A 12,969-nucleotide genomic window follows, 5' to 3' on the forward strand; every position below is an offset into this window, starting at 1 on the left:
CCTAATTGCCGCAAAAAATATTATCAATAACTCATGCAGATTTTGATTTATTCCTATAACTATCATCCAGAACCAATTGGAATTGCACCTTTAATGACGGAATTAGCAGAGGGACTAGTAAAAAAAGGTCATGAGGTGCGGGTGATTACAGGAATGCCAAACTATCCACAACGGGAAATTTATCCAGGGTATCAGGGTAAGTGGTACATTACCGAAAAAATTAATGGTGTCACTGTGCAGCGCAGTTACTTACGCATCAAGTCAAAACCGAATTTGCTGGATAGATTACTATTAGAGTTAAGTTTTATTGTGACAAGTTTACCGCAAGCCTTGAGAGGTAAACGACCAGATGTAATTTTGCTGACGATACCGCCTTTATTAGTCACATTACCTGCGGCTTTATTAGGAAAAATATACAATTGTCCGGTAGTGTTGAATGTGCAAGATATTCTGCCAGAAGCGGCGGTGCGCGTCGGGTTAATGACAAATAAACGGATGATTAAATTTTGTGAGTTCTTAGAAAAATTTGCTTATAGAAATGCTCAAACCATCAGCGTTATTGCTGATGGTTTTTTAGAAAATTTAGTGAGTAAAGGCATATCTCCCAAAAAAATTATTTGTATTCCCAACTGGGTAAATGTCAATTTTATTCATCCTTTACCACCAAATCAGAATACCTGGAAAATTGCTCACCAATTAGAGGGAAAATTTGTGGTGATGTATTCAGGTAACATTGCCTTAACTCAAGGTTTAGAAACAGTAGTGGCGGCGGCGGCTAAGTTGCGTCATCTTCCCGAAATTACCTTTGTGATTGCCGGTGAAGCGATCGCTCTGCGAAGATTACAACAATATTGTTTAGCCTGTGGCGCAGATAATGTTTTACTCTTACCGCTACAACCGCGTGAACAACTCCCGCAAATGTTAGCGGCGGCTGATATTGGCTTAATTGTCCAAAAACGCAACGTCATTTCCTTTAATATGCCTTCTAAAATTCCTTTGCTGTTGGCGAGTGGTCGTCCAATTGTGGGTTCAGTACCAGCCACAGGTACGGCGGCGAAAGCAATTCGAGACAGTGGTGGTGGGGTAATTGTGGAACCAGAATCTCCACAAGCGTTAGCAGATAAAATTTTAGAGTTGTACCATCAACCACAGCTAAGAGAAAATTTAGGCCAGCAAGGTAGACAATTTGCGGTGGAAAACTATGCTTGTGAACAAGCAATTACAAAATATGAAGAGTTGTTTATGAATGCGATCGCTAAACAGCAATCAAATGTTGATCATGTTTTAAAATTAAATTCTCCAGACTCAATGATTGATATTCACCAAACTCCAAAATTGCGCGATCGCCGTACGGTTAAAACTGGAAAATAGAAACTATAAACTAGAAAGGTTTTATGCCAGAATTACCTGATGAAAATTTATCCACGCCAATATATATTCAAGTTGTTAGTCAAACTCCAGGACGGCTAAGACTGCGAATTTCTCCTCAAAATCCAGAACAAGCAGAAATTCAGTTAACTGCTAATTATCTTAAAACTTTTTTCCCACAGGTTGAACAGTTAAAGGTAAATTCTCAAACAGGCAGTGTGACATTTTATGCTGATACAGATACTAATTTTCCAGAAATTCTTGATAAATTGCAGACTCAAGGCATCATTATTCTTGAGCTTCCTAGGGAAAAAACCCAGTCGGTAAATTTCACCACTAGCTTATCGGCTCTGAATGAGCAAGTTAAAAAAATTACCAAAGAAAGCGTAGACTTACGAATCATTATACCTTTTACTGTCGTGGCGATCGCGCTCCAGAGAATTTTGCCTCCGTTAGCGCGATGGAAAACAACCACTTTATATTTACTTTTGTGGTATGGCTTGGAAAGTTTGGTTAAACTCAGTGATCAAGAGAAGCCACCGGATGGGGAATAGGTGACAGGTTAGAGGTGACAGGTGACAGGTTACAGGTGACAGGTTACAGGTGACAGGTTGCTTTCTACTTCCCAGTTGATTGTGCATAAGCTTCATACACACCTTTGACGTTGTACCAGTTGAGAAAAATCCGAGCTACTTCCAAAGCCAATTGGGGTTTACCTAATTTAATTAGCCAACGTAAAAAGGGAGCCATTGTGCGTTCATTCAGCAGGCCATTAAGAGAGAGAATACCCCAAAGTAAACGGTGCAGCCATGTCATTTGAATCATCATTCGCACTTCCCAAGTGGGATGCTTTTGATAAAACAAAACTCCCATCCGTCCGCGTTGAATTTCTTTTTCAATCAAGTTAGGAATTTGTTCTAAATTAAATGGTGGATGCCAATGATAGCCTACGGCTGCGGGACATTTAATTAGTTGTAGACCTAAGTTTTTTAGTCGGACACCTAATTCTAAATCTTCCCAACCATACAGTTGGAAACCAGTATCAAATAACCCAGATTTTTCTAACCAATGTTTAGGAATAGCAACATTACCTGTAGCAAAAAAAGCCGCAGAGAAATCGGTAATTTTATAAGGTTCCGCAGTGGGATTCTCAAAATTACAAGTATTAATTACTGCACCGTAAGTAAAAAAGCGATCGCTTCCTAATTTCTCTTTTCCCTGCAATAATGCGTCAGCATGAGCTTGCAGAAAGTTTTCCAACACTACTAAATCGCTATCGATAAATATAATCGTATCACCAAGTGCCTGTTCTACCCCCAAATTCCGCGCCGCCGCCGGGCCTGCATGGTCTTGCTGAAAGCATCGCACATGGGGAAACTCTTGTTTATTTGCTGCCAACCATTCTAAGGTTCCATCTGTAGAACCATCATCTACTAAAACAACTTCGTAATCACTCACGGTAGTTGACGCACTCAATTCCTGCAATTCCAAGGCTCGGAGGCACTTTTCTAAAATCGGCAGACGATTATAAGTTGGTATCACAACACTGAAAAACACATTCTCACCCACAACAGAAATTACCCATCTCCAGCTTATGACAATACTGTACTAGACACGGTTCCTGATTGGTAAAGGAGTTGGGAATGGGGAGAGACAAGGTAGACAAGGGAGAGGGGGTGGACAAGGGAGAGGGGGTAGACAAGGGAGAGGGGGTAGACAAGGGAGAGGGGGTGGACAAGGTAGAGGGGGTAGAAATATTGCTCCGTTATCTTCCTTGTCCTCCTTGTCCCCCTTCCCTTGTCCCCCTTGTCTTCCTTGTCCTCTTTGTCCCTCTATTTCACACTTAAAATGAAACGGTATTAGTTCAACCAAAATCCAGCTATTTTTGCATCTTTCAGGCTAAGTCTGGCTAAAATATCATCGCTGCCATCTTTAAATGACAATTTCCATAAGTAAACTTGATAGCCTTGCTGATTCAATTTTGTTAAGAAAACAGAGGTATAACCTTTCTTGAGGCGCGGTGCTAATTGTTCACTAACATGGGTAAATATTTGTTTTGTTAGACCTTTCTTGAAATCTGGACTTCCTTGAGAGATAAACTGGGTATAATTGTTTTGTTCAATGGCATTAATGAGATTTGTAAAAGTTTTTTGTACAGATTGTTCTGGTTGATTAGCTGGTGTTGATTTGACTCGTGCTTCCACAGCAACAGCCTGCACATCGTTTGCCATTACTAAAGTCAAGGGTGACATAGTAATGACTGCTGCAAGTACTAAGGCTATGTTATTCATTTGCATCAAAATTCTCTTAATTGATATATTATCTGTCACCGATAATAGCTCAAAAAACCTCGACTCCCCGACTTTCTGAGCAAGTTGGGGAGCTTGTTAGCTAATTATATCTGCAATAGCCCTTCAGGATTTACAGAGAAGAGCGATCGCCTCTGCAAACCTTCCCGGTGTAAAATCTCGTTGGCGGCTAATAAACCACTACTCACAGCACGTTCCATTAAACCGCAGGGAAAAGGCATTTTCACCCAGTCACCCGCAAATATTAAGTTCGGAATATTAGTACTGCTTTCGGGACGTTCAGCATAACTATGAGGTGGATATCCCGAAAAGTTATGTTGGTTGACTAATTCTCGATGCAATATTTTGGCTTGTCTTAACTCTGGCACAATATCATATAGTTCTTGTTCAAAAGTTTCTAGCAAAGCTGCTTGGGTAGGAAATTGCTTTTCTTTGTAACAATAAGCGTGTAATTCAACCACACTACCACCAGTACGTTGTGACCAATCAATAAATTGTTGTTGAATGCGATGATAAAGGGTGATACTGTCTGTTAATTGATAGCCAGATAAAGAAGTAAAATTACTTTGTTGCCATGCAAAATCGCGGTCAAACCAAAAGCGACATACCGCAAAAGGGTCAGCAATACTCAAATTTTTTACTTGGCTTTGTACTGTTTTATCAACATCGCCATTGATGCGCTGAAATAATGTTTGTACTCCCGGAACATCGGTAGCAAAGACGTAATAATCAGCTTGGATTTTTTCTGGCGATGGCAACTCTTGATTAACTGCTACTAATTGCAATTCATCACCATCTCTTTGTACTACTTGAAACTTAGCTAAATCTCGTTTAGCTGGGCCTTTGATAACTTTACCATCTGCCGCAAATTTAGCCCCATGACAAGGACATTGAAAACTACCATCCTCTGCTTTTTGGACAGTGCAACCTTGATGAGTGCAGGTGAGAGAAATTGCTTCTTGAGAACCTACAGGTAATGCAAATACTTCATCAGCCGCGCCAAAATATTCTATCTTGTCATCTGCGATCGCGGTATTTTGTTTAACCGTCAACGGCGCAGAATTATAATTACCATCAGTGCTATATTTTACGCCGTCAATTTTACCGTCTACAGCCACAACTTCAGTCACAGTTGCATCGGTAATAATTTTACCACCACGCTGCACAATTGCCTGAGCGATAGGTTGGACTAAACTTGTCCCCATATCATCTTTAGTACCATTAAAAGCCAGTCCTTCGGGGTTGCCAAAAAAGTAAAAATGAAAGAACTGCATCAGTTCTCCCACACTCATTAAATCTGGTGCATTCAAGCTAGATTTGGCAAAAGGCAGAAAATATAAATCATATAAACCTTGGGGAAATTCTGTTTCTACCCAATCAGCCACAGATATATTATCAAATCGCTGATAATTTTTGTCTCTTTGAAAGCCAGTGATAGCTTGAAAGACTTGCAGATGTTTGATTTTCGTTAAATTAATACCCCAACGCAACCGATTTGGAGATGCGATCGCTAAATCTATAATATTCCAAGGAAAAGCCGAGTGACTGGGGCGAAATACCTCTGGTTTGTATTTAGCATCTTGATAAACCACAGAATAAAAATTCAGCGATTGAAAATTATCCTTTATCCCCAATTCTGCAACTAAACTATTTAAATTATAGTACTGGGGAAAAAAGCCATGAAACCCATGTTCCATCATAAAGGTTTCACCAGCCGCCTCGATTTGCCAACTAGCAATTTTGCCACCTAATTGGGGAGATTTTTCTAACAGAGTGACAATAAATCCTCGCTGACTTAATTCATAAGCACAAGCTAAACCTGCTAAACCACCCCCAATCACAACAACAGTTTTAGGTTTATTTAATATTTGTGGCAAATCTAGAGTATCTTTTTGAAATACCGTTGGTTTAGGCTTACTAAACCGCGAGTATCCTGTAACTCCAGCAACTGTACCGACACCGAATAACTTCAGCAGTGTACGACGGGAGATAGTAGATGACTCCAGCAAATTAGGTATTTGGCTCATTGGTTACAAAATTAACTTTTCCCATCTAACAAAGTCGTGAAATGATCACTGTGAGTTCGCAGATTGTATTGTTAAGAATATTTCTGTGATCACCGTGCTAAATCCCGAACTGAATTATTTTGCCAGAATGGCAGAAATTGTCAAGAGTAAACAATCCTATAGACTAAATGAGATGAAATATTGGCGCGAAACTATCGCTGTCACCCAGCGCATTTTAATTGAATTACTTCGTCGGCGACGTAGCCTCATTTTTTGGAGTATTTTTCCAATTTCCGTCTTAATTCTTGGTGGTTTTATTTTAGCAGAACGCGCAAAATTGCCAATCAACGCAGCTTTTGAATATACAGCACCTTCCACATTAGTCGGTGCGGCTTTATTTTTCAGTTGTTTGGGTGGGACAGTTGCAACTGTCGTTGCAGAAAGAGAACAACAAACCCTCAAACGTTTGTTTCTCTCGCCATTGAGTGGTGTATCCTACTTTCTTGGAATTTTTTTAGCTCATAGTTGCATTGGCTTAGGACAAGCTTTACTCGTGTATACTGTTGCTGCATTTTGGGGTGCGACATTTAAAGGTTCAATTTTTTTAGGATTAATCATTATTTTGATGAGTATCGCCGCTTATGTCGGCTTAGGTTTTATTTTAGGTACACAATTAGCTAGGCGAATTGAAGATGTAAATTCTTTAGTTGCTGCCTTTGGTGTACCTTTATTAATCTTAGGTGGAGCCTTTCTACCAAGCTCATTGTTTCCAAAAAATTTAATCAAAATTGCCCAATACAACCCGATTTATCACATGAATGAGGCATTTGTAGGAGTTTCGGCTAATGGCAAGCAAATTAATGAGATTGCATCACATTTTTTGTTTTTATTAATTTTTACTTTGGTAATGATAACTAGTGGATGGTTATCTTATCGCAGAATGTTACTGGTAGAAAGAAAATTATGAAGAAGAAGTCAGGAGTCAGGATGGTTAAAGAATCAGAAGAAAATTGATTATTAATAGACTTAAATAAACTATGGATTCTTCAATAACAACAAATTCTAATTCAGACCAATTACGAACTAAGCGAATCATCTCCCTAGATATGCTGCGCGGATTAGTAATGGTGTTAATGGTACTAGACCATGTGCGAGATTTCTTTACTAATGTTCGGTTCCAACCCACAGACTTAACAAAAACAAATATACCCTTGTTTTTGACACGTTGGGTAACTCATTTGTGCGCTCCCACATTTATATTCTTGGCTGGAGTCGCAGCTTATCTTTATTTTGAGAATCGACTGCAAACCAAGCAAGAATTATCACAATACCTCATAATTCGGGGACTATGGTTAGTATTTTTAGAGTTAACAATAGTGCGTTTTGGCTGGACATTTGAACCTACCTACTCTTTTTCATTAGCCGGGGTACTCTGGGCAATTGGTTGGTCAATGGTTGTGTTAGCAGCATTAGTTAGAATGCCAATTACTCTCATAGCCTCTTTCGTAATTGTGCTGATATGTGGACACAATTTATTTGACCAAATTCATGTTGAACAACTAGGAAGATGGGGTTGGTTATGGGCAATTCTTCATGAACCCAAAAGGCTGATGCTTTTTGCTAATAAAAATTTATTTATTGGCTATCCTCTGATTCCTTGGATTGGGGTAATGGCAACAGGTTATGCTTTTGGCACTTTCATGAAGCAGGAAAAAAGTTTGCGACAGCAATTATTTTTACGGCTAGGATTGGGTTTAATTGCTGGCTTTGTGGTTATCCGCGCTATTAATATCTATGGCGATCCTTCACCTTGGACTGTACAGAATAATTTCTCGTTTACCATACTATCATTTATTAACTGTCAAAAATACCCACCTTCATTGCTGTATTTGTTAATTACACTTGGTATAGCAATGCTCTTGCTTTATCTATTTGAAAAGTACAGATTCAGGATTTTTCAACCTCTTGTTTTATTCGGTCAGGTTCCTTTATTTTTTTACATATTTCACCTTTGGATGATTCATTTAGCTGCCATTTTGCTGGCTTTACCCAAATATGGTTTAAAGGCAATTAATCTACCTTTTATTGTTTCTTCCCGAATGCCTAGCGACTATGGATATGATTTACCAATGATCTACAATTTCTGGATAATTATGATAATTCTACTTTATCCTATTTGTAGTTGGTTTAGAAGTTACAAAGCCCAGCATTCTCGCAAGTTACCATCAAACTAACTGTAACGTGAGACATACCTATCCCTCTCCTAAAAGGTGCTACAGTGTACACCGTAGGCTTTTTAAGGAAGGGTCTTAACTATGACTCTCGATTTTTAATATATCAAACAGAATTGCTATAGAATTATCTTATATAGCTGAAAGCTGAGTTCAAGCTGGTCAATAATTTAATTCAAGTGTCAGAACAATGCTAGAAATAAGTAAAAATTACGTTATGGATGAAAATCAGCAGCCTATTGCTGTACAAATTTCTATTGCTGACTTTGAAAAAATTGAAGAAATATTAGAAAACTACGGCTTGGTAAAGTTAATGGACGAGTCAGAAAATGATGAACGACTGAATAAAGAGAAAGCATTGAAATATTACCAAAGCTTAAAGTAAAAGAATGTGGCAAGTTGAATATACTAAAAAGATTATTTATAATATTTTCCTTAAGAAAATATTTTTGAAAACTATATATCACACATAGAAGTGTTGAATTTTAAGTGAAAATTTAGGTTAGGTGAAACGAAGAGGAACCCAACAAAACCTACCTTGATGATGTTGGGTTCCCAAGTTTTAATTTTGCTGACTCACCTGCTATTTTACCAGTTGCGTAAGTCCAGGATTGTTAGCTAATTTCTAATTAGCAATTTTATTCAGTTTTCTCGTCATTAAAAAGCCTTTAAACCTCCGCCAGGTGGCTTTGACAACTTTCCATTGTTGTAGGATATGCAGAAGAATCAAAGCTAAAAATGTATAGGCTATCCAAAAATGAATGCTTCTCCCTAAGTCTACTAAACTAGAGTTTTGTGGAAAAAAATCGGGTAAATTCAACCAAAAAAAATTGACATTATTACTTTTATAAGAGTTGGAAAAGAAGAACCCACTAACTGGAACTGCAAACATCAATAAATAAAGCAGCGTATGGAGTATAAATTTACGTGTCCATTCAGGCGTAAATCTTGGCAAATTTTTAGTGTATTTTCGCCACCATACCTGTAACAACACTAAAATCCGCCAAGTTAGCAAAGCTACTACCAAAGCTCCGATTGATTTATGAAAATCATATAGTTCTGATCTGAATAAAGTTCCACGGGATAAACGCGCCATACCTGAACCAGTTATAAATAAAACTAAATAACAGGCAGACATGATCCAATGTACAGACATGAGTTGCTTAAACGCAGAATTAATCCTACCTTTCTTAACTGCTGATGTTAAATTCATATCAATACATCTGAATTTTGTTATGGTTTTACTTCGCAGTGCTATTGGGCGTTTTTTCTGTTTTGTCGCTAAGTGAGTAATTGTCTTACTTAAATAATCTTAATATATTTTATTTTTTTTGGCGGTTGTGTGAAAAGTAGTTGGTTGTGATTATTAGCACGTTTACGCTGACAAGGGTGGAGGAAATCGAATATCTGCATTGAAATTTTCTATATTTGCTGAATGATGAATAGGTAAAACGTATTCGAGATTTTCGTGAGGACGAGGAATAATATGACAAGAAAGCACCTCACCACCATTGACGCGAGATATTGCTGCTAGTCCTGAGACAATCGCAACGTTAACTTCCCCAACTTCTCCCCGAATCAGTACGGTTATTCTGCCTAAATCAGTATTTTCGTAACCAACCAAAGTGATACAGGCAGCTTTGCACATAGAATCTGCCGCTTCTACTGCGGCGGGAACTCCATAAACTTCAATCATCCCTAGTGCAAGTGTCATACTAATTTTCTCTACCCGAATCTGTTCTGCTGTTGTTCCAAATTGTAAATCAATGAGAACATAATGTTTAGCGCCATTAACTAGGTTTACTACATAATCAAAAATTTAAAATATGCTAACTATTAAAAGCCTGAATAAATCTTATTCTCAAAGAAAAGTTATTCAAGATTTAAACCTGCATATAGCAGCAGGAGAAATTTATGGCTTACTCGGTGCGAATGGTGCTGGTAAGACAACCACAATTAATATTATTTGTAATTTACTGAAAGCTGATAGTGGTGATATTACAATTAATCATCAGCCAATCTCCGAGGCTACAAAAAAAATCATTGGCATTGCACCCCAAGAAAATTTATTGTATAAAACTCTGACTTGCGAGGAAAATTTAAAATTTTTTGCCGATATTTATGGATTAGATAAAATAACTCGTCAGGAACAAATACAAACCACTCTCGCGGCAGTAAATTTATGGGATAGAGCCAAAAGTCCGGTAGAAACTCTCAGTGGCGGGATGCAACGACGGTTGAATATTGCTGTTGCTTTGGTTCATCAACCAAAGTTTTTAATTTTAGATGAGCCAACTACTGGGTTAGATATTGAATCAAGATACGAGATTTGGGAATTAATTAGGCAGTTGAGTAATCAGGGAATGACAATTTTATTGACAACGCATTTATTAGATGAAGCAGAGCGGCTTTGTCATAAAATTGGTATTCTCAAAAATGGGCAAATTTTGGCTGAAGGCAGTTTAGTCGAGTTACGGAAATTAATTCCAGCCACCGAAGTTTTAGTTTTACAAACTGCTGAAAAAGAACAAGCGATCGCCCGCGCTCAAGAATATGGTTTTACACATAAATATTACGGTAATGAGTTAGCTTTTTGGCTACCAGAACCTTTGGAATTAAAAGAAATTCTTGACAAATTTGCCGGGATAAATATTGAGGCGATCGCTCGTCAGCCTGTGCGTTTAGAACATATTTATTTGGAAGTTACCCAAAATGCCTATTCTTGATGCTCACTATGATGATTTGTTTGCAAAAAAGGTGACAGTTCTTTATTTAACTTTCCTGCACGTACAAACTCAGCGTAGGTTTCTGCTTGCACAGCTAACAGTTCTCCTCGCAGTTCTTCAATGGTGAAATCTTGTAAATTTGGATATTCATCCAACAATTTATCAATTTTTTATTGTAAAAAATTAATCTCTCCTACAAGCCGAGTTTTTTGATATAGGACTAGTATTTGATTTCTGAAAAAGCACCGTACATTTGAAGAGTCGCAAAATCGAAGTTAGTGTGTCGGAGAAACCACTTAAACATCCACTTGAGATGAGAAAACGAAGGAATCAAAGCACATAAACGGCGCATCCAGGTTTTAGCTTGCAACCAAATATCCTCAATTGGGTTTTGTGATAGGCAATTAGGAGCGAAGCGAACGCAATGAATTTTCCACTGCTCTGGAGACAAATCACGGTTTATCTCTCCTAAAAAGTTTTGAACTAGATGTGAACGATGGTAAGAAGCACCATCCCAAAAAAGAAGTAATCGTTGGTTGGGAGAAGCGTCTAATAAATACCGCACCGTAGTATGTCTGTTTCTCTCGTTCGTTAACAATGCCAATTGCTATTTCTTGGTCTGAATCATGGCGTAACTTAGAAATTATGTGCAAGTTAACAAGACGTGCCATCTGCAAACTATTGTTGTTACCAAAATGACCATCTAATACCAAGTATGTCAGAGGAATGAAGTTACCTACTAAATTATTAGCTATTTTGTTAGATAAAAAATTCAATCTTTTATGGAAAAGAAAACTCAATAATAAATATTTTTATGTCTGCATATTTCTGTGAGCTTGTGATTAGTATTAAGCACAATATGGAACTGAACAAAAATTCAAATCATTTCTCAGGGCTGTTTACTATCTATTCACAGCGTATCGTGAGTTATATTTTTTACAACCTACCCAAATTTACAAACACACTGTTAGCGTGGAGATACAAACTTTCTTTTCATAGCAATACCAAAGCCAGCAGCAGTTAAGCTGCCAAAGATGGTTAGAGGTTCGGGTACAGATGAGCCTGTTGATTGAGTAAAGTGGACATAAGTTCTAGTACTTAATAAATATGTGCTAGAACCAAATGGGCCTTTTCTAGCTAAACCAATAGAATCACCATATACTAACCCTTCCCACCAAAATCGCTCACTAAGAGATGAAACAGGAATATTCCAAGTACCCCGTAAATTTCCATTAGTATCTTCTATGCTTAAAAAAGCATGATTTGATGAGTCATAGAAATTAATTAATGCTTGCCAAAGAGTTAAACTAGCATTTTGAGCATTATCATAATCTTGGGAAAAAATTAAAATTCCGCTGCTATAGGGTGAGTAAATCTCCAAACTTGTATTAACAAATTTTATATCATACTTTTTGTTTAAAATTTTTAAGCCTTTGATGGCCCGTAAGGCATATTTCTCTTCATTAAGAATAAAAGTTGGCTCGTTTTCATCAGGAGTAATGCTAAAAGCCTCAACCTTACTTATAAAACCATTGCACATTACTGCGATTAATGCCATTACAAGAGCTAGAGATTTTTTACTCATTTACTTTAATCAATTTTTTGATATCTATCGCTGCTTTTTTGAACTAACTTCTTATATCGCGTTTTTGATGAATTAGCAAGTTTTAAGCAACTTTTTGATAAAAACTTAATCAAGTAATTTCAATAATTATTAATAAGTATTAATAAGTATTAATAAACAGATTTAATACTGAGTCTTAGTGATATTTAAACTTTGGGTAGAAGTCTCAAGAGAAATGAGAGATTACAGAGTGTTTAGGATGAATGAGGTACAAACGTAAAATCCGAAACCATGTAGAGACGTTATATTTAACGTCTCTACAGTATTTATAAAATTTGCTGTAAATAAAAAAGTGCGTCAGTGAAAACTAAACGCACTTTATAAATAATAAGCATTAACATTAGGTGAACTAGGAAAAGTTAATTTTCATCACGTCCATGTACTTGAGCGGGTGGACTGGTGGCTTCTACGGCGGTGAATGATTCGAGGATTTTGTAAGTGTGGTGTGAACCTTTGGGAACAACCCAAGAACTACCAGGTTCTAGCAAAATCATTTGTCCTTCGATGTGCAGTTCTGCGCGACCACTAATTACATAACCAACAGTTTCATATTCGCGTGCTGTTGGTGGTTTATCATTTCCTGGTTGTTCGTTTTCCCAAAGGCGCATCGAAACTGTTTTGCCAGAAGCTAGATATTTCTGACCGAGTTTGCCTTTGGGTGAATGGCTAGAATCAATTTTTTTAACGCTGGTGTCAGTCATATTT

Annotated in this window: 13 protein-coding genes and 2 pseudogenes; 6 read left to right on the plus strand and 9 right to left on the minus strand. The window is 37.5% G+C overall.

The annotated features are described in order from the left end of the window. The first annotated feature begins 33 nt into the window (after positions 1–33). A complete protein-coding gene (locus tag H6G75_RS03545) occupies positions 34–1,371 on the plus strand; it encodes a glycosyltransferase family 4 protein (protein ID WP_190978602.1) in 1,338 nt (445 codons plus the stop codon). Between the two features lie 23 nt (positions 1,372–1,394). Beyond that, complete coding sequence (locus H6G75_RS03550) at positions 1,395–1,922, plus strand: HMA2 domain-containing protein (RefSeq protein ID WP_190978603.1); 528 nt, start codon at positions 1,395–1,397, stop codon at positions 1,920–1,922. A gap of 64 nt (positions 1,923–1,986) precedes the next feature. Here the strand turns inward: H6G75_RS03550 and H6G75_RS03555 are convergent, their stop codons facing one another. The 3 genes from H6G75_RS03555 to H6G75_RS03565 form a co-directional block, all read right to left on the minus strand. Continuing rightward, entirely contained in the window at positions 1,987–2,937 is a 951-nt protein-coding gene (locus H6G75_RS03555) for a glycosyltransferase (RefSeq protein ID WP_190978604.1), read from the minus strand. Positions 2,938–3,227: 290 nt separating this feature from the next. After that, positions 3,228–3,665 (minus strand): hypothetical protein, encoded by a 438-nt coding sequence (locus tag H6G75_RS03560; RefSeq protein ID WP_242051442.1) that lies wholly within the window; start codon positions 3,663–3,665, stop codon positions 3,228–3,230. A gap of 98 nt (positions 3,666–3,763) precedes the next feature. After that, the gene (locus H6G75_RS03565) at positions 3,764–5,704 is read right to left on the minus strand and encodes an FAD-dependent oxidoreductase (protein ID WP_190978605.1); all 1,941 of its coding nucleotides are present in this window, start codon (positions 5,702–5,704) and stop codon (positions 3,764–3,766) included. A gap of 172 nt (positions 5,705–5,876) precedes the next feature. On the opposite strand from H6G75_RS03565, the gene H6G75_RS03570 reads away from it, so the two are divergent. The 3 genes from H6G75_RS03570 (at position 5,877) to H6G75_RS03580 (ending at position 8,299) form a co-directional block, all read left to right on the plus strand. Further along, positions 5,877–6,650 (plus strand): ABC transporter permease, encoded by a 774-nt coding sequence (locus tag H6G75_RS03570; RefSeq protein ID WP_190978660.1) that lies wholly within the window; start codon positions 5,877–5,879, stop codon positions 6,648–6,650. Positions 6,651–6,720: 70 nt separating this feature from the next. Then, entirely contained in the window at positions 6,721–7,917 is a 1,197-nt protein-coding gene (locus tag H6G75_RS03575; protein ID WP_190978606.1) for a DUF1624 domain-containing protein, read from the plus strand. A 214-nt stretch (positions 7,918–8,131) separates the two neighbouring features. Beyond that, on the plus strand, positions 8,132–8,299 hold the full coding sequence (locus tag H6G75_RS03580) for a hypothetical protein (protein ID WP_242051443.1): 168 nt from the start codon (positions 8,132–8,134) through the stop codon (positions 8,297–8,299). Between the two features lie 240 nt (positions 8,300–8,539). On the opposite strand, the gene H6G75_RS03585 is transcribed toward H6G75_RS03580, so the two are convergent. Beyond that, positions 8,540–9,127 carry a cytochrome b gene (locus tag H6G75_RS03585; protein WP_190978608.1) on the minus strand — a complete coding sequence of 196 codons (588 nt, stop codon included), beginning with the start codon at positions 9,125–9,127 and terminating at the stop codon, positions 8,540–8,542. Positions 9,128–9,289: 162 nt separating this feature from the next. Beyond that, complete coding sequence (locus tag H6G75_RS03590; protein WP_190978609.1) at positions 9,290–9,628, minus strand: carbon dioxide-concentrating mechanism protein CcmK; 339 nt, start codon at positions 9,626–9,628, stop codon at positions 9,290–9,292. Between the two features lie 112 nt (positions 9,629–9,740). Between H6G75_RS03590 and H6G75_RS03595 the strand changes: the two genes are divergently transcribed. Next, positions 9,741–10,640 (plus strand): ABC transporter ATP-binding protein, encoded by a 900-nt coding sequence (locus H6G75_RS03595; RefSeq protein WP_190978610.1) that lies wholly within the window; start codon positions 9,741–9,743, stop codon positions 10,638–10,640. Here H6G75_RS03595 and H6G75_RS03600 read toward each other — a convergent pair. The 4 genes and pseudogenes from H6G75_RS03600 to H6G75_RS03620 form a co-directional block, all read right to left on the minus strand. After that, a pseudogene (locus H6G75_RS03600) lies at positions 10,631–10,855 on the minus strand (sodium:proton antiporter); the annotation flags it as partial. The gene H6G75_RS03595 and the pseudogene H6G75_RS03600 overlap by 10 nt on opposite strands. A gap of 5 nt (positions 10,856–10,860) precedes the next feature. Beyond that, positions 10,861–11,383, minus strand: a pseudogene (locus tag H6G75_RS03605) (hypothetical protein); the annotation flags it as partial. A 224-nt stretch (positions 11,384–11,607) separates the two neighbouring features. Continuing rightward, positions 11,608–12,225, minus strand: a complete 618-nt coding sequence (locus tag H6G75_RS03615; RefSeq protein ID WP_190978611.1) for a PEP-CTERM sorting domain-containing protein — start codon at positions 12,223–12,225, stop codon at positions 11,608–11,610. 398 nt (positions 12,226–12,623) lie between these two features. Next, on the minus strand, positions 12,624–12,965 hold the full coding sequence (locus H6G75_RS03620; RefSeq protein ID WP_190978612.1) for a cupin domain-containing protein: 342 nt from the start codon (positions 12,963–12,965) through the stop codon (positions 12,624–12,626). Between the last annotated feature and the right edge of the window lie 4 nt (positions 12,966–12,969).

This window comes from Nostoc sp. FACHB-280 (genome assembly GCF_014697615.1).
GTDB lineage: Bacteria > Cyanobacteriota > Cyanobacteriia > Cyanobacteriales > Nostocaceae > Nostoc_B.